Raw genomic sequence first — 18,503 nt, 5'->3', positions numbered from 1 at the left:
CACTGTGCCCGGCACCCGGCGGACCGGCGCTCAGCTGGTCCAGAAGGTCCACCAGCGGGTCAGGACCAGCATGCCGATGATGCCGATGTGCAGGACCGGCAGGACCCAGGTGAACTCGCCGAAGAAGGTCTTCAGGGCGCGGCCGCCCGGCAGGAAGCCGTTGCGGACGTTGAAGGACGTCACGTACCAGAACATGACGATGGTGGCGACCCACGCCAGGCTGCACCACAGGCACAGCGCGTTGATCCGGTACAGGGACTGGAACTGGAGCCAGGAGCAGAAGGCCACGCCGAAGAGGGTGCCGAAGTTGAAGGTCAGCCAGTACCAGCGCGGGAAGCGGGCGCGGGCCAGCAGGCTCATGCCGACGCAGATGACGATGCCGTAGGCGACCAGGCCGAGCATCGGGTTCGGGAAGCCGAACGCGGCGGCCTGCTTGCTCTCCATGACGCTGCCGCAGGAGACCACCGGGTTGAGACTGCACCCGGGGGTGAAGGTCTTGCCCGCGACCTTGGCCTCGAGGATCTTGAACTTGTCGATCGTGATGACCCACGCGGCGAGCAGACCCGCGGCACCGGTGATCAACAGCAGCACGGCGAGGGCGCGGCTTGCCCCGGCGGCTCCGGATGGGGTGGCCGCGTGCTCCGGCTCGGGCACGGTGGAGAGGTCGGTGACTGTCGTCTTGCTCATCACGCCGTTCCGTCTGCTTGAGAGGGGACCTTCTTCGGGCAGGGGCCATTGTGCCGCACGGGTGCACCCGTGCACCGTTCGCTGTGGATAAGTAAGGACCTTCGGCCCTCCGAAGGGGCGGGTTTCCGGCCGGTTCCGCATCCGGCGGGAGCACAGCAGAACGAAGAGTGACGGGCCGGGCGGCATCGTGCCGCCCGGCCCGTCGTACGACCACCGGCTCAGCCGAGCCGGGACTCCAGTTCCGCCACGACCTCGGTGAGGCCGATCGGCGTCTGCTCGCCGGTCTCCATGTCCTTGAGCTGGACGACGCCCTCGGCGAGGTCGCGCTCGCCGAGGACCAGGGCGTAGCGCGCGCCGGAGCGGTTGGCGGCCTTCATGGCGGCCTTCAGGCCCTTGGCGCCGTAGCAGAAGTCGGCGGCGACGCCGACCTTGCGCAACTCGGTGACCTTGGCGAACAGCAGGCGGCGGGCCTCTTCGCCGAGGGGTACGGCGTAGACGCTGGTGGAGGACGGGATGTCCAGTTCCACACCCTCGGCCTCCAGGGCGAGGACGGTGCGGTCCACGCCGAGCGCCCAGCCGACCGACGGCAGCGCGGGGCCGCCGATCATCTCGGAGAGGCCGTCGTAGCGGCCACCGCCGCCGACCGCGGACTGCGAGCCCAGGCCGTCGTGGACGAACTCGAAGGTGGTGCGGGTGTAGTAGTCCAGGCCGCGCACCAGCTTGGGGTCGTCCTCGAAGGCGACGCCCGCCGCGAGGATCAGCTCGCGGACCTCCTCGTGGTACGCCTTGCAGGCGTCGCACAGGTAGTCGCGCAGGAGGGGGGCGCCGGTGAGCTGCTTCTGGACCGACTCGCGCTTGTCGTCGAGGACGCGCAGCGGGTTGATCTCCGCGCGGCGCAGGGTGTCCTCGTCGAGGTCGAGGCCGCGCAGGAAGTCCTGGAGCGCGGCCCGGTAGACGGGACGGCACTCCTTGTCGCCCAGGGAGTTCAGCAGGATGCGGAAGTTCCTGAGGCCCAGCGAGCGGTACGCCTGGTCGGCCAGGATGATCAGCTCGGCGTCGAGCGCCGGGTCCTCGGCACCGATCGCCTCGGCGCCGACCTGGGAGAAGTGGCGGTAACGGCCCTTCTGGGGGCGCTCGTAGCGGTAGTACGAGCCGGAGTACCAGAGCTTGACCGGGAGGTTGCCCGCCTTGTGCAGGTTGGCCTCCAGGGCGGCGCGCAGCACGGAGGCGGTGCCCTCGGGGCGCAGGGCGAGCCTGTCGCCGCCCTTGGTCTCGAAGGCGTACATCTCCTTGGTGACGATGTCGGTGGACTCGCCGACACCGCGCGCGAACAGCTCGACGTTCTCGAAGCCGGGGGTCTCGATGTAGCCGTACCCGGAGTTGCGCAGGGGGGCGGCGATGGCCTCGCGCACGGCGAGGTACGTGGCGGACTGCGGCGGGATCAGGTCGTACGTGCCCTTGGGGGCCTTGAAGGTGCTCACGGAAAGAAGCTCTCTCGTCACATTCCTCGTCGGGGAGCCTGGTCGGCTCCCTGGCCGGCGGCCACCTGCCGCAGATAGGGGTTGGTGGCGCGTTCCTGGCCGATGGTCGTCTGGGGGCCGTGGCCGGACAGGACCACGGTGGAGTCGTCGAGCGGCAGGCACACCCGTGCCAGCGACCCGAGCATGTCCTCCATGGAGCCGCCCGGCAGGTCGGTGCGTCCGATGGAGCCGGCGAACAGCAGGTCCCCGGAGAAGAAGACCGGCGGGATGTCGGTCTTCCCGGGCATCCTGAAGGTCACCGACCCCTTGGTATGGCCCGGCGCGTGCGCGACGGAGAACTCCATCCCGGCCAGGTCCAGCTTCGCCCCGTCGGTCAGCTCCCGGACGTCGTCCGGCTCGCCCACGGTCAGCTCGCCCATGAGCGGCATGCCGATGGACCGGCCGAGCGCCTTCTCGGGGTCGCTGAGCATGTAGCGGTCGTCGGGGTGGATCCAGGCCGGCACGTCGTGCGCTCCGCACACGGGGACGACCGAGGCCACATGGTCGAGGTGGCCGTGGGTGAGGACGACGGCGGTGGGCTTCAGCCGATGCTTGCGGAGCGTCTCCTCGACTCCTTGGGCCGCCTGGTGGCCCGGGTCGATGATCACGCACTCCTCACCGGCGGCGGGGGCGACGACGTAACAGTTCGTCCCCCAGGCCCCGGCGGGGAACCCGGCAATGAGCACGATCGTCCTTCGTTTGTGTCGATACGGGAGGGCTCGCGGGCGGTCGGCCCGTGGTCATGAGCCTACCGGCGCTGCCGTTTCCTCAGCGAACCCATATACGGTACGGGGCTACACGCGCCTGTCGGCCCGGCGCACCCACGCGCACCGGCCGGCACACGACACGCATGAGGAGAGAACCCGGTGGTCAGCCAGGAGCAGCGGCGGCGTCAGCTCGCCCGGGAGAAGTTCTTGCGGCAGCAGCAGCGACGCACAGGCGCACGGCGCAAGGCCAGGACGCGCAACGCCGTGATCGCGTCGGCCCTCGGCGTGGCCGTGATCGTCACTGTCGCCCTCACCATGACCGGGGCGCTGAAGAGCGACGACAGCAAGAAGGTGAACGCGGGCTCCGGGAGCACGCCGTCCGCGAGCCCGAGCCAGAAGGCGCCGGACCCCTGCGAGAAGGCCGCCACGGGCGCGGTGAAGAAGCTCCAGTGGAAGAAGGAGCCGGCGATGTCGATCGACACGTCGGCCAAGTACACGATGAAGCTGGCCACCACCTGCGGCGACATCGACGTGGCGCTGAACACGGCGGCCCCGCACACGGTGAACTCGTTCGACTTCCTGGCGGGCAAGGGCTACTTCGACCACACGAAGTGCCACCGCCTGACGACCAACGGGATCTACGTGCTGCAGTGCGGCGACCCGACGGGCACCGGCAGCGGCGGTCCGGGCTACACGATCCCGGACGAGAACCTGAAGGACAAGAGCCTGAAGGGCAACGTCTACCCGGCGGGCACGGTGGCGATGGCCAACCAGTACAACGCCCAGACCCAGCAGGGCCGGCACACCGGCGGCAGCCAGTTCTTCCTGGTCTACAAGGACAGCCCGCTGCCACCCGACTACACCCCGTTCGGCACGATCGACAAGGCGGGCCTGAAGGTGCTCGACAAGATCGCCGCGGCGGGCGAGAACACGGGCCAGGGCGACGGCGCCCCGAACGCGACCGTCGTGATCGACAAGGCCACGGTCGCCAAGTCCTGACCCTCCGGTGGTGGCGGTCCGCGTCGTCATCTGCGCAATTTCGGTCGCGCTGGATGCGGACAGGCCACCCGCCGGTCGCCTATGTTGGCGGTGACGAAACTGTGGACGATGCCCGGGGGCCGGGAGGCACCTGGCGGGCATCATGTGGAGGAGGCGCTGTGAGCAGCGACCCGTGGGGCCGCGTCGACGAGACGGGGACCGTGTACGTGCGTACGGCCGAGGGTGAGCAGGTCGTCGGATCGTGGGCGGCCGGCTCCCCCGAGGAGGCGCTTGCCTACTTCGAGCGCAAGTACGAGGGCCTGGTTGTCGAGATCGGCCTCCTCGAGAAGCGTGTGCAGACCACCGATCTGTCGGCGAAGGACGCCCAGACCGCGATCGGTCACATCCGCGAGCAGGTGGACGCGCACCACGCGGTCGGCGACCTGGACGCACTGCGGACCCGCCTCGACAAGCTCGTCAAGACGGTCGAGTCGCGCCGCGAGGAGCGCAAGGCGCAGCGGGCCAAGCAGTCCGACGAGGCCCGCAAGGCCAAGGAGGACCTGGTCACGGAGGCGGAGCAGCTGGCGGCGTCCGACCAGTGGCGGGTGGCAGGTGAGCGGCTGCGCGCGCTGGTGGACACCTGGAAGGGGCTGCCCCGGCTCGACCGCAAGTCCGACGACGAGCTGTGGCACCGCTTCTCGCACGCCCGGTCGGCGTTCTCCAAGCGGCGCAAGGCGCACTTCGCGCAGCTGGACGCGCAGCGCGAGGACGCCCGCCGGATCAAGGAGCAGCTGGTCGCCGAGGCCGAGGCGCTGTCCGCTTCGACGGACTGGGGTCCGACGGCGGCCCGCTACCGCGATCTGATGGCGGACTGGAAGGCCGCGGGCCGCGCCCAGCGCGAGCACGAGGACGAGCTGTGGAACCGCTTCCGCGGCGCCCAGGACGTGTTCTTCGCCGCGCGCAGTTCCGTGTTCGCGGAGCGGGACGCGGAGCAGGGCGAGAACCTGAAGCTGAAGGAGGGGCTGGCCGAGGAGGCCGAGAAGCTCCTTCCGGTCGGCGATCTGAAGAGCGCGCGGGCCGCCTTCCGCTCGATCAACGAGCGCTGGGAAGCCATCGGTCATGTGCCGCGGGACGCGCGTCCCAAGGTCGAGGGCCGGATGCACGCGGTCGAGCGGGCCATCCAGGAGGCCGAGGAGGCCGAGTGGCGCCGGACCAACCCGGAGGCGCGTGCCCGTGCCGAGGGTCTGACCGGTCAGCTCCAGGCCGCCGTGGACAAGCTGCGCGGCCAGATCGAGCAGGCGCGCGCGCAGGGCAACACCTCGCGCGCCGACAAGCTGGAGCGTGAGCTGGAGGGCCGCCAGGCGCTCCTGGACCAGGCTCTGAAGGGTCTGCACGAGTTCGGCGGCTGATACCCCGCCCACCACACCGAAGGCCCCGTACACGACGTACGGGGCCTTCGGTGTGTCCCAGGGGGTCCTGTGCGGTCCCCGCGCGCTCCTACGTGCGGTTGCGGGCCGAGGTGACCCGGTAGACGTCGTAGACGCCCTCCACGCCCCGCACGGCCTTCAGGACGTGGCCGAGGTGCTTGGGGTCGCCCATCTCGAAGGTGAAGCGCGAGGTGGCCACCCGGTCGCGGGAGGTCTGCACGGCCGCCGAGAGGATGTTGACGTGCTGGTCGGACAGGACGCGGGTGACGTCGGAGAGCAGCCGGGAGCGGTCCAGCGCCTCGACCTGGATGGCGACCAGGAAGACCGAGGACTGGGTGGGCGCCCACTCGACGTCGAGGATGCGCTCGGGCTCGCGGGAGAGCGACTCCACGTTGACGCAGTCGCTGCGGTGCACCGAGACGCCGCTGCCCCGGGTGACGAAGCCGATGATCGGGTCGCCGGGGACGGGCGTGCAGCAGCGCGCGAGCTTGACCCACACGTCGTCGACGCCCTTGACCACGACACCGGGGTCGGAGCTGGAGCGGCGCTTGCGGCTGCGGCCGCGCGCGGGCGGGACGCTCTCGTCGATCTCCTCGCTCGCGGCCTCCTCGCCGCCGAGCGCCTGCACCAGCTTCTGCACCACGTTCTGCGCGGAGACATGGCCCTCGCCGATCGCCGCGTACAGCGCGGAGATGTCGGGGTAGCGCATCTCGTGCGCGAGCGTGACCAGCGAGTCGCCGGTGAGGATGCGCTGGATCGGCAGGTTCTGCTTGCGCATGGCGCGGACGATGGCGTCCTTGCCCTGCTCGATCGCCTCGTCGCGGCGCTCCTTGGAGAACCAGGCACGGATCTTGTTGCGGGCGCGGGGCGACTTGACGAAGCCCAGCCAGTCGCGGGAGGGGCCCGCGCCGGGTGCCTTGGAGGTGAAGACCTCCACCAGGTCGCCGTTGTCCAGGGTGGACTCCAGCGGTACGAGGCGTCCGTTGACGCGCGCTCCTATGGTGCGGTGGCCGACCTCGGTGTGCACCGCGTAGGCGAAGTCGACCGGAGTGGCACCGGCCGGGAGCGCTATGACGTCGCCCTTGGGCGTGAAGACGAAGACCTCGTTGCGCGAGAGGTCGAACCGCAGGGACTCCAGGAACTCGCCGGGGTCCTCGGTCTCCTTCTGCCAGTCCAGGAGCTGTCTGAGCCACGCCATGTCGTTGAGGTGGTCGTCCTTGCCCTTGCCGGACGACTTCGGCGCGTCGGTGCGGACCTTGGAGGCGCCGGCGACGGCCTCCTGCTTGTACTTCCAGTGCGCGGCGATGCCGTACTCGGCCCGGCGGTGCATGTCGAACGTGCGGATCTGGAGTTCGACCGGCTTGCCGTTGGGCCCGATGACCGTCGTGTGCAGCGACTGGTACATGTTGAACTTGGGCATCGCGATGTAGTCCTTGAACCGGCCGGGGACCGGGTTCCATCGCGCGTGGATGGTGCCGAGGGCCGCGTAGCAGTCGCGGACGGTCTCCACGAGGACGCGGATGCCCACCAGGTCGTAGATCTCCGCGAAGTCGCGGCCGCGGACGATCATCTTCTGGTAGACGCTGTAGTAGTGCTTCGGGCGCCCGGTGACGGTCGCCTTGATGCGGGCGGCGCGCAGGTCGGACTGGACCTCGTCGGTCACTATGGCCAGGTACTCGTCGCGCTTGGGCGCGCGCTCGGCCACCAGACGCACGATCTCGTCGTACATCTTGGGGTAGAGGATCGCGAAGGCGAGGTCCTCCAGCTCCCACTTGATGGTGTTCATGCCCAGGCGGTGGGCGAGCGGCGCGTAGATCTCGAGGGTCTCGCGCGCCTTCTTCTCCTGCTTCTCGCGCTTGAGATAGCGCATGGTGCGCATGTTGTGCAGGCGGTCGGCGAGCTTGATGACCAGGACACGGGGGTCCTTGGCCATCGCGACGACCATCTTGCGCACGGTCTCGGCCTGCGCGGCCTCGCCGAACTTGACCTTGTCCAGCTTGGTCACGCCGTCGACGAGCAGCGCGACCACGTCGCCGAAGTCCCGGCGCAGGTCGTCCAGGCCGTACTCGGTGTCCTCGACGGTGTCGTGGAGCAGGCCCGCCATCAGCGTGGCCGGGTCCATGCCCAGCTCGGCCAGGATGGTGGTGACGGCGAGCGGGTGCGTGATGTACGGGTCGCCGCTCTTGCGCTTCTGTCCCCGGTGCCAGCGCTCGGCGACCTGGTAGGCGCGCTCGATCTGGCGGAGCGTCGCGTTCTCGATCTTGGGGTCGTTGCTGCGCACTATCCGCAGCAGCGGCTCCAGGACCGGGTTGTACGGATTCGCGCGCTGCACACCGAGGCGGGCCAGGCGGGCGCGGACGCGGTTGGAGGAGCCGGAGCGGGACGCGGACTGCCCGGCCGCGGCGCGGACGGGCGCGGCCGGCTTCGGCCGGGAGGCGTCGGCGGTCTTCTCGACGGGCGCGGAGGAGGCGTGGGCCGCCGTTCCGCGGGAGTCGTTCTTCGCGTCGGACGCGCTGGGCGCGGGCTTCACCGCCGGGGCCGAGGCGGACTCGGGCTTGGCGGCGGTCAGTGGCTGGGCCTCGTCTGGCAAGAGGACTCCTCGTGCGCGATCCGGGTAGCCCGGACAGGCTCCGGAGATCCCATGGTAGCGATCCCGCGCCTCGTCATCGCCTTCGGCCCGATGCGCGGGCGGTCCGTCCATGGAACGCGTGGGGCTGGTGGGAGATTCCGGGAGGTGGCCGGGGACTGTCGTCCTGGTGGCCGAAAGGATACGGCCGTGGGCGGCACCGTTGATCCGGTGCCGCCCACGGCCGAGCTGTGCTTCGTTTCCCGCCGAACGTGTCGGCCGGACGCGTCAGACCTGGAGCAGAGCCTCCAGGGGGGCGCCCTTGAGCGCGGGCTCCAGGCGGGCGCGGCCGCCCAGGAAGCCGAGCTCCATGAGGACCGCGAGGCCCGCGACCTGGGCCCCGGCCCGCTCGATGAGCTGGGCCGCGGCCTCGGCGGTGCCGCCGGTGGCGAGCACGTCGTCCACGATCAGCACGCGGTCGTCCGGGGTGAGGTCCTCGGCGTGCACCTCGATCTCCGCCGACCCGTACTCCAGGTCGTAGGCCTGGCGCAGGGTCGCGCCGGGCAGCTTGCCGGCCTTGCGGACGGGGATGAAGCCGAGGCCCGCGCGGACGGCGACGGGCGCTCCGAGGATGAAGCCGCGGGCCTCCAGGCCGACGACCTTGGTCGCCCGGGTGTTCGTGGCGATCTCGGCCAGCGTGTCGGTCAGGGCCGTGAACGCCGCCGGGTCTGCCAGGAGCGGGGTGATGTCCTTGAACATCACTCCCGGCTCCGGGTAGTCCGCGACGTCACGGATTCGGCTGAGCAGCAGCTCCTGGATGTCGGTCATCGGCGCTTTCCAGAGGGTCGGCCGCGGCCTCGGTTGCGTGCCACGGGCTGGTCGCGCGGGCCCACCACAGCGGGCGCCGCATCGTAAGTATCACCCGTGGAACCCTGCTCCCCGGAATTCTCCCCGGCCGCGGCCTGCGCGCGCTTGGCCAGGACCCGCTTGCGCAGGGCCTTCATCGCGGGCTCGCGCTCCTTGAGATCGGCGACGAGCGGGGTGGCGATGAAGATCGAGGAGTACGCGCCGGCCGCGAGGCCGACGAACAGCGAGAGCGAGATGTCGTTGAGCGTGCCGGCGCCGAGGAAGCCGCCGCCGATGAAGAGCAGACCCGCGACCGGCAGCAGGGCGACCACCGTGGTGTTGATGGAGCGCACCAGGGTGCCGTTGATCGACTGGTTGGCGATGTCGCTGTAGGTGAAGCGGGTCTGCTTGGTGATGTCCTTGGTCTGCTCCTTGAGGCTGTCGAAGACGACGACCGTGTCGTAGAGCGAATAACCGAGGATGGTCAGCAGACCGATGACCGTACCGGGCGTGACCTCGAAGCCGACCAGGGCGTAGATGCCGACGGTGATCGTGATGTCGTGGATCAGGGCGACCAGGGCCGCCACCGCCATGCGCCACTCGAAGGCGATGGCCAGGTAGATCACCACGAGCACCATGAAGATCGCCAGGCCCTCCCAGGCCTTGTTGGCGATCTGCTCGCCCCAGCTCGGGCCGACGAGGTCGGCGGCGAGCGTCTCCGGGTCGATCTTGAGATCCTTGGCCAGGGTCTCCTTGATGTCGTCGGCCTTGCCGGTGTCGATGCCGGCGATCTGGATGCGCAGGCTGCCGTTGCCGAGCTTCTGCACCACCGCTTCGTGGCCGGAGGCCTCGTGGGCGAACCCCTCGGCCTGGCTGACCGAGGTGCTCATCTTGGCCGGCGTGGTGAAGACCGCGCCGCCCTGGAAGTCGATGCCCATGTTCAGGCCGCGCACCACCAGGCCGACGATGGCCGTGATGGTGATCAGGATGGAGACGCCGTACCAGATCTTGCGCTTGCCGATGAAGTCGTAACTGACTTCGCCGCGGTGCAGCCGGGCGCCGAGGTTACCGAGCTTCGACATCGCTCACGCCTCCTGGAAGTCGACGGAACCGGCGGCAGGACCGGACTGACGGCGGGTGCGGCGCAGCGGCGGCTTGGCACCCAGGCTCTTCGGGTCGAGCCCGGACCACTTGTGGCCGTCCGCGAAGAACTTGCGGCGCGCCAGGAGGGTCATGAGCGGCTTGGTGAAGAAGAAGACCACGACCACGTCGAGCACGGTGGTCAGACCGAGCGTGAACGCGAAGCCCTGCACCTTGCCGACGGTCACGATGAACAGCACCGCGGCGGCGAGGAAGGACACGAAGTCGGAGACGAGGATGGTGCGCCGGGCGCGCGGCCAGCCCCGCTCGACGGCGGGACGCAGCGAGCGGCCCTCGCGGATCTCGTCCCGGATGCGTTCGAAATAGACGATGAACGAGTCCGCGGTGATGCCGATCGCCACGATGGCGCCACAGACCGCGGGCAGGTTCAGCGCGAAGTGAATGCCCGGACCGAGCAGGGTCATGATCACGTAGGTGAGGATCGCGGAGACCAGCAGCGAGGCCATGGCGACGAGCGACAGACCGCGGTAGTAGATCACCAGGTAGAGCACGACCAGGGCGAGGCCGATGGCACCCGCGAGCAGACCGGCGTGGAGCTGCTCGCCGCCGAGCGCGGCGGTCACCGTGGTGACGGTCTCCTTCTGGAAGGAGAGCGGGAGAGCGCCGTAGGACAGCATGTTCGCGAGGCTCTGGGCCTCCTGCTGGGTGAAGCTGCCGGAGATCTCGGCCTGGCCGCCGGTGATGGCGGTGCGCACGTACGGGCTGGAGACGACCTCGCCGTCGAGGACGATGCCGAACTGGTTCTGCGGGTCCGGGTTCTTGGCGAGCTGACCGGTGATGTCGGCGAACTTCTTGGCTCCGGTGGAGGTGAAGTTCATCTGGACCTGCCAGCCGGAGGCACCCTGGGTGTCGAAGACCGCCTGGGCCTTCTTCACCTCGGTGCCGTCGACGGCGGCCGGGCCGAGCACGTACTTGTACCAGGCCTTGCCGACCTGGCCGCAGGCCACGATGGTGTCGCCGGGCTTGCTGTTCTGGCTCGTCTTGGCGCGCTGGGCGGGCTTGGCGCAGTCCAGCGCCGCGTACTGCGCCTGGAGCTTGCCGGCGGCGGCGCTCGCGGACGGGTTCGCGGAGGCGGCGGGCGTGGAGGACGCCTTGGGAGAGGCGGAGGACGACGGCGTGGCGTCGGCCTTCAGGGCGCCGCTGACGGGGCGGCCCTGGGTGGTGGAGGTGGGAGAGGGCGTGGTGGCGGACGCCTTCTGGTCACCGGCGGCGCTGCCCGACGGGCTCGGCGAGGCGCCGCCCTTGGAGGAGGCGCTCGGCGAGGGGTTGGGCGTGGCGGCCGCACCGCTGGGCTCGGACGCGAGCACCGGGCGGAAGTACAGCTTGGCGGTGGTGCCGACCTGGTCCTGGGCCTCCTTGGAGTTGGTGCCCTTGGGGATGTTGACGATGATGTGGTCGGTCCCCTGGGTCTGCACCTCGGTCTCGGAGACACCCAGGCCATTGACACGGCGGTTCATGATGTCGACCGCGGTGTCCATGTTGGCCTTGTTGATCGCCGACCCCTGGTCGGCCTTCGCCTTGAGCGTGATGCTCGTACCACCGGCAAGGTCGATGCCGAGACGCGGAGTGGTGTGTCCGGAGGCGAACATCCCCCCGGTGAGCGCCACGATGGCGATCAGGATGAGGACCAGTGAGCGCCCTGGCTTGCTCTGAGCGCTCGCACTCCGGCCCTTCTTAGGTGCTGCCACCTTCTCGTACTCCCTCTCGGGCCGCTCCGGTCGCCGTCGGCGCCGGCCGGCCATGACATGGTGTCGGGATTCCGTGCGGGAAACAGAGGCGATCGGGGCGTGTCCGGCGGCCGTCGGGCCGCGCCGGACCGCCCCGTGAGACGCCTACTTCGCGTCGGACTCGCCGTCGGTCTTCTTCGGCGCGTCGCCTGTCGTGGCCTCGGCGGCGTCCTTGACGTCGGCGGCCTCGGTCTCCTCACCGGTCTTGGCGTCCTCGGCCTCGGCGGCCGGCTCGTCCTCGGCGGCGTCCTTCTTGCCGAGGTCGACGGGCTTGTCGTCGGCGTCGGCGGCCGGGGCGGCGTCGGCGGTGAGGGAGGAGGCGTCGTCCGGGACGACGTCCGCGTCGGACTTCAGGTCGTGCTCGATGCCGTGCACGATGCGGTTGTACTCGTCATCGGTGAGGACGGCGCCGATCGCGTTCTTGGCGAAGACCAGCTCGACGCCGGGAGCGGCGTCGAGGAGGACCGTGTCCTCGGTGACCTCCTTGACCGTCGCGTACATCCCCCCGATGGTGCGCACGCCCGAACCGGGCTGCATCTCGTTGCGCATCTGGCTGGCCTGCTGCTGCTTCTTCTTGGCCGAGCGCGTCATCAGGAACATGGCCGCGATGAGCACGATGAAGGGAAGAAGGGTGTAGATATTCACGAGACGGACTTTTCCTTCGCGCGACCGCGCGGTGAGCGGCCTGGTGGAGGGGGCTGGTCGGCGCCGCCCACAAGGGCGGCATCGGCGGAGTCTAGGCGAGTCCGCGTGCATGGAACAACGCTCAGCATGGCACCTGGGTTCCTTCCGTCGCCAATGCCCCCGCCGTCACGTCCCGAACAGGTCCTGTTGTCCGTTTCCCGTGCCCGCCGGGCGTGGCGGGGTCAGTCCGAGGTGGGCCCAGGCCGCCGGGGTGGCGACGCGGCCGCGGGGGGTGCGGGCGAGCAGTCCCTCGCGTACGAGGAAGGGCTCGGCGACCTCTTCCACCGTCTCACGCTCCTCCCCCACCGCGACCGCGAGCGTGGACAGACCGACCGGTCCGCCGCCGAACAGCTTGAGCAGCGCCTCCAGCACGGCCCGGTCCAGCCGGTCGAGTCCGCGCGCGTCCACCTCGTAGACGGCGAGGGCGGCGGCCGCGATCTCACGGGTGATCCGGCCGTCCGCCTTGACCTGCGCGTAGTCGCGGACCCGGCGCAGCAGCCGGTTGGCGATACGGGGCGTGCCCCGGGAGCGGCCCGCGATCTCGGCGGCGCCCTGCCCCTCCATGCCGACGTCGAGCAGGCTGGCCGAGCGGTGCACGACGCGCTCCAGCTCGTGCGGCTCGTAGAACTCCATGTGCGCGGTGAAGCCGAAGCGGTCGCGCAAGGGGGGCGGCAGCAGGCCCGCACGGGTGGTGGCGCCGACCAGGGTGAACGGCGGGAGCTCCAGCGGGATGGCGGTGGCACCGGGGCCCTTGCCGACGATCACGTCGACGCGGAAGTCCTCCATCGCCATGTACAGCATCTCCTCGGCGGGCCGGGACATGCGGTGGATCTCGTCGAGGAAGAGGACCTCGCCCTCCTGGAGCGAGGAGAGGATCGCGGCGAGGTCGCCGGCGTGCTGGATGGCGGGGCCGGAGGTGATGCGGATGGGGGCGCCCATCTCCGCCGCGATGATCATCGACAGGGTGGTCTTGCCGAGGCCGGGCGCGCCGGAGAGCAGGACGTGGTCGGCCGTGGCACCGCGCGCGCGGGCGGCGCGCAGCACCAGGTCGAGCTGTTCGCGGACCTTCTCCTGGCCGATGAACTCGCCGAGGTCCTTGGGGCGCAGGGCGGCCTCGACGGCCTGGTCCTCCCGGTCGGCGACGGAGCCCACCAGCCGGTCCTCGGCGGGGCTGTCGATCGGGTCGTCCCGGTTCACTCAGGTACTCCTTGCGACGTGGCGCGGGTCAGCGGGCGCGGTTGAGGGTCTGGAGGGCGGCCTTCAGGAGCTGGCCCACCTGCGGGGTGCCCTCGGCGGCCTCGGCCTCGGGTGCCACGGCGGACACGGCCTCGTCGGCCTCGCGGGGGGCGTAGCCGAGGCCGACCAGGGCCGTGTGCAGCTGGTCGCGCCAGCCCTGGGCGGCCGGGGCGACGGCGACGGCGGTGCCGGTGGGCGCGCCGAGCCGGTCCTTCAGTTCGAGCAGCAGCTTCTGCGCACCCTTCTTGCCGATGCCCGGCACGGCGATGAGGGCCTTCTCGTCGTTGGAGGCGACCGCGCGGCGCAGCGCGTCCGGGGTGTGCACGGCGAGCATCGCCTGGGCGAGGCGGGGGCCGACGCCGCTCGCGGTCTGGAGCAGCTCGAAGACCTGGCGCTCGTCGTCGTCGGCGAAGCCGTACAGGGTGAGGGAGTCCTCGCGCACGACCAGGGAGGTGTGCAGCTTGGCGGCCTCGCCCAGGCGCAGCTTCGCCAGGGTGTCCGGGGTGCACTGCAGGGCCATGCCGACCCCGCCGACCTCGACGACCGCCGTGTCGGGGGCGAGCGCGGCGATGGTGCCGCTGACGAAGGCGATCATGCCGTTCGGCCTTTCGTTGCGTGAGCTGCGTGCGTTGCTTGTGCTGCTTGTGCTGCGTGTGTTGCGTTGGCCGCCTTGGCCGCGTGGGCCTGGTGCTGGGCCACGGCCTGCTGGAGCCGGTTCTGCGCGGGGGCGCGCCAGATGTGGCAGATGGCGAGGGCGAGGGCGTCGGCCGCGTCGGCGGGCTTGGGGGGCGCGCTGAGCCGGAGCAGGCGGGTGACCATGGCGCCGACCTGGGCCTTGTCGGCCCGGCCGCTGCCGGTGACGGCGGCCTTGACCTCGCTCGGGGTGTGCAGGGCGACGGGGATGCCGCGCCGGGCGGCGCACAGCATGGCGACGGCGCTGGCCTGGGCGGTGCCCATGACGGTGCGGACGTTGTGCTGGGCGAAGACGCGCTCCACGGCGACGAACTCCGGCCGGTGCTCGTCCAGCCACTGCTCGATGCCCTGCTCGACGACGAGCAGTCGGTGGCTCAGCTCGGCGTCCGGCGGCGTACGGACGACACCGACGCCGAGCATCGTGAGCGGCCGTCCGGGCACACCTTCGACGACGCCGACGCCGCACCGGGTCAGCCCCGGGTCCACACCGAGTACGCGCATCTGACTGATCCTCGCTCCTTCCATCTGCCCGCGCCCTGACCGTCCGGCCCGCACGACCTGGGCCGTACCTGCCGCGCCAGGCTATCCGGCGCCACCGACAACGCGTCGTCGGCCACGGAACGATCAAAGGGGAGGCAAAGAAAACGGTCCGGCTGTCCAGGAAAATCCTGATGCTTCGTCAGGACTTGGGCACGCGACGGTCATTGTCAATTGCTGCGCGCACGTGATCGCTATACCTTCACTCGCTGTCGGCCAATCGACCACCATCTGTAACAGGCCGAACTTTCAGCCACGATCACGTCACACAGAAACCGGGGAAATCGTGCGTTCCATACTGAAGACCGCCGTCGCCACGTCCGTCCTGCTGGCGGGCCTTGCCGTCGCGACGCCCGCGCAGGCCGCCCAGATGTCGGCCGCCGCCGACCACAGCGGCCGCAGCGGCTGCTTCAACTGGTCCTACAGCGACGGCATCTCGACCACGACCGTGTACTACCACAACATCTGTGACCACACCGCCACCATCAACATCTGGTGGAAGGACGGTCAGTTCGAGGACATGCTCGCGGACTCCGTCAAGGCCGACGGCAAGGGCCACCTGAAGCACACCGGTTCGATCAAGAGCATCGACGGCTGATCCAGCACCATGTGCCAGAACGGCCCGCCGGACCAGTTGGTCCGGCGGGCCGTTCTGCGTAACGGGAACGGCGGCGCCGCAGCAGTGCTGCGGCGCCGGCGGCTCACGCGTCGACCTTCTCCATGACCTCGTCGCTCACGTCGAAGTTGGCGAAGACGTTCTGCACGTCGTCGCTGTCCTCGAGCGCGTCGATCAGCTTGAAGATCTTCCTGGCGCCCTCCTCGTCCAGCTCGACCTGGACGGACGGCACGAAGCTGGAGTCGGCGGAGTCGTAGTCGATGCCCGCCTCCTGGAGCGCGGTGCGGACCGCGACCAGGTCGGTGGCCTCGCTGATGACCTCGAAGGTCTCACCGAGGTCGTTGACCTCCTCGGCACCGGCGTCCAGGACGGCGCCCAGGACGTCGTCCTCGCTCAGCTCGCCCTTGGGGACGATGATGACGCCCTTGCGGCTGAACATGTACGACACGGAGCCCGGGTCGGCCATGTTGCCGCCGTTGCGGGTCATGGCGACACGCACGTCGGAGGCGGCGCGGTTGCGGTTGTCGGTGAGGCACTCGATGAGCACCGCGACACCGTTGGGGCCGTAGCCCTCGTACATGATCGTCTCGTAGTCGGCGCCGCCGGCCTCGAGGCCGCCGCCGCGCTTGACCGCGGAGTCGATGTTCTTGTTCGGGACCGACTGCTTCTTCGCCTTCTGGATGGCGTCGTACAGCGTCGGGTTGCCCTCGATGTCGACGCCGCCCATGCGGGCCGCGACCTCGATGTTCTTGATGAGCTTCGCGAAGAGCTTGCCGCGCTTGGCGTCGATCACGGCCTTCTTGTGCTTCGTCGTAGCCCATTTAGAGTGGCCGGACATCTGCCTGTCTCCTTCGCGTAACCCAATCCTGATCGGACTCCCCCGGCGCTGGGAGAGCCTGAGGGGTACCGCCGCAGATCCTACAAGGACTCCGGTGTCCGGTTCGCGCGGACCATGTCGACGAAGAGCGCGTGGACGCGATGGTCACCGGTCAGCTCCGGGTGGAACGAGGTGGCGAGCGCGTTGCCCCGGCGGACGGCGACGATGTGGCCGTCGTGCTCGGCGAGCACCTCGACGTCCGCGCCGACGGACTCGACCCAGGGGGCACGGATGAAAACGCCCTCCACAGGAGCGCCCGGTACGCCATGGACGTCGACCGCTGCCTCGAAGGACTCGTTCTGGCGGCCGAAGGCGTTGCGGCGCACGATCATGTCGATGCCGCCGATCGTCTCCTGGCCCGAGCGCGGGTCGAGGATCTTCTCGGCGAGCAGGATGAGCCCGGCGCACGTGCCGTAGACGGGCATTCCGGCGCGCACGCGCGCGCGGAGGGGCTCCATCAGGCCGAACAGGACGGCCAGTTTGGAGATGGTGGTGGACTCGCCGCCGGGGAGGACCAGGCCGTCCACCTCGGCGAGTTCTTCGGGGCGCCTGACGGGCCTGGCCACGGCGTCCGCCGCGGCCAGGGCGATCAGGTGCTCCCGTACGTCGCCCTGGAGGGCCAGGACGCCGATGACGGGGGTGCTCATGGGTGTCGTGCCTTACCAGCCGCGGTTCGCGTAGCGCTCGGTCTCGGGGAGGGTGTCGCAGTTGATGCCGACCATGGCCTCGCCGAGGTTGCGGGACGCGTCCGCGATGATCTTCGGGTCGTCGTAGAAGGTGGTGGCCTTCACGATGGCGGCGGCGCGCTTGGCCGGGTCGCCGGACTTGAAGATGCCGGAGCCGACGAAGACGCCCTCGGCGCCGAGCTGGCGCATCAGGGCGGCGTCGGCCGGAGTGGCGACGCCACCGGCGGAGAAGAGGACCACGGGGAGCTTGCCCAGCTCGGCGACCTCCTTGACCAGCTCGTACGGGGCACGCAGGTCCTTGGCGGCGGCGTACAGCTCGTTGTTGTCGTAGCCCCGCAGGCGCGCGATCTCGTTCTTGATCTGGCGCAGGTGGCGCACGGCCTCGACGACGTTGCCGGTGCCGGCCTCGCCCTTGGAGCGGATCATGGCCGCGCCCTCGGCGATGCGGCGCAGGGCCTCACCGAGGTTGGTGGCACCGCACACGAACGGCGTGGTGAAGGCCCACTTGTCGGAGTGGTTGACCTCGTCGGCCGGGGTGAGGACCTCGGACTCGTCGATGTAGTCGACGCCGAGGGACTGCAGGACCTGGGCCTCGACGAAGTGGCCGATGCGGGACTTGGCCATGACCGGGATCGAGACGGCGTCGATGATGCCCTCGATCATGTCCGGGTCGGACATACGGGCCACGCCGCCGTCCTTGCGGATGTCGGCCGGGACCCGCTCCAGGGCCATGACGGCGACGGCGCCCGCGTCCTCGGCGATCTTCGCCTGCTCCGGGGTGACGACGTCCATGATGACGCCGCCCTTGAGCTGTTCGGCCATGCCGCGCTTCACACGGGCGGTACCGGTCTCGGGAGCCTGGTTGTCGATGGTGGACACGGGGTGACCTCACTGATGGCGAAGGGGATTGCTGCACCATCGAGGAAACGTGAACCCCGCAGGTCACGACAAGGGCCAATGGGGAACCGGTGGATCGTTTTGCGCGGTCCGCTCAGGCCGCGCGCTCGATCAGGGCGGCGGGCGGCTCGTCGTCCATCTCGAAGGCGAGCGGGAACGGCGCGTGGCCTGCGAGGCGGAACCAGCGCACCTTGCGGTGCTCGCGGAGCCTGCGGGCGGCGCCGACGGCGTCGTTGTGGAAACGGCGGGCCATCGGCACCCGGCGCACCGCCTCGGCCAGCTCCCTGGCAGCCTCCTCGCCGCCCGGGGCGGCCCGTACGGCCTCCACCTGGCCCGCGTCCTCGAACACGGCGCGCAGGGCTTGGCTCAGCTCGCTCTCGAGGACCTCGCGCTGCTCCTCCTCGGCCTGCCGGGCCGCGTGCGCGGCCTCGTAGAGCACGATGGAGGCGGCCGGGTCCAGCACCCCGGAGGTGGCCAGCTCCTGCGCCACGGAGGCACGGCGCAGCAACTGCGCGTCGAGCGCGGCGCGCGCGGCGTCCATCCGCACGTGCAGCCGGTCCAGCCGGCCGGCCGTCCAGCTCAGATAGACGCCGATGGCCACGAGCGCGACGAGAATCCAGATGAGCGTTGCTGTCACGCCGGAAGGCTACCGGCCCCG

The 18,503-nt window shown here is 70.1% G+C and carries 18 protein-coding genes; 3 read left to right on the top strand and 15 right to left on the bottom strand.

Features of this window, described 5'->3' with window-relative positions; all coding sequences use genetic code 11:
- Positions 1–30: 30 nt before the first annotated feature.
- The 3 genes from AB0E91_RS17860 to AB0E91_RS17850 form a co-directional block, all read right to left on the bottom strand.
- The gene (locus AB0E91_RS17860; protein ID WP_161178312.1) at positions 31–687 is read right to left on the bottom strand and encodes a vitamin K epoxide reductase family protein; all 657 of its coding nucleotides are present in this window, start codon (positions 685–687) and stop codon (positions 31–33) included.
- Positions 688–905: 218 nt separating this feature from the next.
- Complete coding sequence (gene hisS / locus AB0E91_RS17855) at positions 906–2,168, bottom strand: histidine--tRNA ligase (RefSeq protein WP_361782127.1); 1,263 nt, start codon at positions 2,166–2,168, stop codon at positions 906–908.
- A gap of 17 nt (positions 2,169–2,185) precedes the next feature.
- On the bottom strand, positions 2,186–2,893 hold the full coding sequence (locus AB0E91_RS17850; RefSeq protein ID WP_361782124.1) for an MBL fold metallo-hydrolase: 708 nt from the start codon (positions 2,891–2,893) through the stop codon (positions 2,186–2,188).
- A gap of 180 nt (positions 2,894–3,073) precedes the next feature.
- On the opposite strand from AB0E91_RS17850, the gene AB0E91_RS17845 reads away from it, so the two are divergent.
- Both AB0E91_RS17845 and AB0E91_RS17840 read left to right on the top strand, forming a co-directional pair.
- Entirely contained in the window at positions 3,074–3,913 is an 840-nt protein-coding gene (locus tag AB0E91_RS17845) for a peptidylprolyl isomerase (RefSeq protein ID WP_361782121.1), read from the top strand.
- Positions 3,914–4,071: 158 nt separating this feature from the next.
- Positions 4,072–5,301, top strand: coding sequence for a DUF349 domain-containing protein (locus AB0E91_RS17840; RefSeq protein ID WP_361782118.1), 1,230 nt, complete (start codon positions 4,072–4,074; stop codon positions 5,299–5,301).
- A gap of 88 nt (positions 5,302–5,389) precedes the next feature.
- Here the strand turns inward: AB0E91_RS17840 and AB0E91_RS17835 are convergent, their stop codons facing one another.
- The 8 genes from AB0E91_RS17835 to ruvC all read right to left on the bottom strand — a co-directional run bounded on the left by AB0E91_RS17835 (position 5,390) and on the right by ruvC (position 14,733).
- Positions 5,390–7,909 (bottom strand): RelA/SpoT family protein, encoded by a 2,520-nt coding sequence (locus AB0E91_RS17835; protein ID WP_361782115.1) that lies wholly within the window; start codon positions 7,907–7,909, stop codon positions 5,390–5,392.
- A gap of 264 nt (positions 7,910–8,173) precedes the next feature.
- Entirely contained in the window at positions 8,174–8,713 is a 540-nt protein-coding gene (locus tag AB0E91_RS17830) for an adenine phosphoribosyltransferase (protein ID WP_161178306.1), read from the bottom strand.
- The gene (secF, locus tag AB0E91_RS17825; RefSeq protein WP_361782111.1) at positions 8,710–9,813 is read right to left on the bottom strand and encodes a protein translocase subunit SecF; all 1,104 of its coding nucleotides are present in this window, start codon (positions 9,811–9,813) and stop codon (positions 8,710–8,712) included. Before secF ends, AB0E91_RS17830 begins: the two co-directional genes overlap by 4 nt.
- A 3-nt stretch (positions 9,814–9,816) precedes the next feature.
- Positions 9,817–11,580, bottom strand: a complete 1,764-nt coding sequence (secD, locus tag AB0E91_RS17820) for a protein translocase subunit SecD (protein ID WP_361782108.1) — start codon at positions 11,578–11,580, stop codon at positions 9,817–9,819.
- Between the two features lie 144 nt (positions 11,581–11,724).
- Entirely contained in the window at positions 11,725–12,264 is a 540-nt protein-coding gene (gene yajC / locus AB0E91_RS17815; protein WP_361782105.1) for a preprotein translocase subunit YajC, read from the bottom strand.
- A 165-nt stretch (positions 12,265–12,429) separates the two neighbouring features.
- Positions 12,430–13,500: a Holliday junction branch migration DNA helicase RuvB gene (gene ruvB, locus AB0E91_RS17810; RefSeq protein WP_161178303.1), complete on the bottom strand. Its 1,071-nt coding sequence runs from the start codon at positions 13,498–13,500 to the stop codon at positions 12,430–12,432.
- 28 nt (positions 13,501–13,528) lie between these two features.
- Positions 13,529–14,134, bottom strand: a complete 606-nt coding sequence (gene ruvA, locus AB0E91_RS17805; protein WP_361782100.1) for a Holliday junction branch migration protein RuvA — start codon at positions 14,132–14,134, stop codon at positions 13,529–13,531.
- Positions 14,131–14,733 carry a crossover junction endodeoxyribonuclease RuvC gene (gene ruvC / locus AB0E91_RS17800; RefSeq protein ID WP_361782097.1) on the bottom strand — a complete coding sequence of 201 codons (603 nt, stop codon included), beginning with the start codon at positions 14,731–14,733 and terminating at the stop codon, positions 14,131–14,133. The genes ruvA and ruvC overlap by 4 nt, the downstream gene beginning before the upstream one ends.
- Before the next feature lie 322 nt (positions 14,734–15,055).
- Between ruvC and AB0E91_RS17795 the strand changes: the two genes are divergently transcribed.
- A complete protein-coding gene (locus AB0E91_RS17795; protein WP_361782095.1) occupies positions 15,056–15,367 on the top strand; it encodes a hypothetical protein in 312 nt (103 codons plus the stop codon).
- A gap of 103 nt (positions 15,368–15,470) precedes the next feature.
- Here the strand turns inward: AB0E91_RS17795 and AB0E91_RS17790 are convergent, their stop codons facing one another.
- The 4 genes from AB0E91_RS17790 to AB0E91_RS17775 all read right to left on the bottom strand — a co-directional run bounded on the left by AB0E91_RS17790 (position 15,471) and on the right by AB0E91_RS17775 (position 18,482).
- Positions 15,471–16,223, bottom strand: coding sequence for a YebC/PmpR family DNA-binding transcriptional regulator (locus AB0E91_RS17790; protein WP_161178299.1), 753 nt, complete (start codon positions 16,221–16,223; stop codon positions 15,471–15,473).
- A gap of 80 nt (positions 16,224–16,303) precedes the next feature.
- Positions 16,304–16,909 (bottom strand): pyridoxal 5'-phosphate synthase glutaminase subunit PdxT, encoded by a 606-nt coding sequence (pdxT, locus tag AB0E91_RS17785; RefSeq protein ID WP_361782092.1) that lies wholly within the window; start codon positions 16,907–16,909, stop codon positions 16,304–16,306.
- Positions 16,910–16,921: 12 nt separating this feature from the next.
- Positions 16,922–17,827, bottom strand: a complete 906-nt coding sequence (gene pdxS / locus AB0E91_RS17780; protein WP_161178297.1) for a pyridoxal 5'-phosphate synthase lyase subunit PdxS — start codon at positions 17,825–17,827, stop codon at positions 16,922–16,924.
- 112 nt (positions 17,828–17,939) lie between these two features.
- The gene (locus tag AB0E91_RS17775) at positions 17,940–18,482 is read right to left on the bottom strand and encodes a hypothetical protein (protein ID WP_356103142.1); all 543 of its coding nucleotides are present in this window, start codon (positions 18,480–18,482) and stop codon (positions 17,940–17,942) included.
- Between the last annotated feature and the right edge of the window lie 21 nt (positions 18,483–18,503).

This window comes from Streptomyces sp. NPDC026659, from assembly GCF_040638245.1.
Taxonomy (GTDB): domain Bacteria; phylum Actinomycetota; class Actinomycetes; order Streptomycetales; family Streptomycetaceae; genus Streptomyces.
Note: the sequence above shows the minus strand (reverse complement) of the source record. Positions and strands in the feature narration are given on the sequence as shown.

Bases quoted from the DNA above. Each gene is read 5' to 3' on its own strand.
- AB0E91_RS17860 (WP_161178312.1), bottom strand. From the start codon at position 687: ATGAGCAAGACGACAGTCACCGACCTCTCCACCGTGCCCGAGCCGGAG.
- AB0E91_RS17830 (WP_161178306.1), bottom strand. From the start codon at position 8,713: ATGACCGACATCCAGGAGCTGCTGCTCAGCCGAATCCGTGACGTCGCG.
- secF (WP_361782111.1), bottom strand. From the start codon at position 9,813: ATGTCGAAGCTCGGTAACCTCGGCGCCCGGCTGCACCGCGGCGAAGTC.
- ruvA (WP_361782100.1), bottom strand. From the start codon at position 14,134: ATGATCGCCTTCGTCAGCGGCACCATCGCCGCGCTCGCCCCCGACACG.
- ruvC (WP_361782097.1), bottom strand. From the start codon at position 14,733: ATGCGCGTACTCGGTGTGGACCCGGGGCTGACCCGGTGCGGCGTCGGC.
- AB0E91_RS17790 (WP_161178299.1), bottom strand. From the start codon at position 16,223: ATGTCCGGCCACTCTAAATGGGCTACGACGAAGCACAAGAAGGCCGTG.
- pdxT (WP_361782092.1), bottom strand. From the start codon at position 16,909: ATGAGCACCCCCGTCATCGGCGTCCTGGCCCTCCAGGGCGACGTACGG.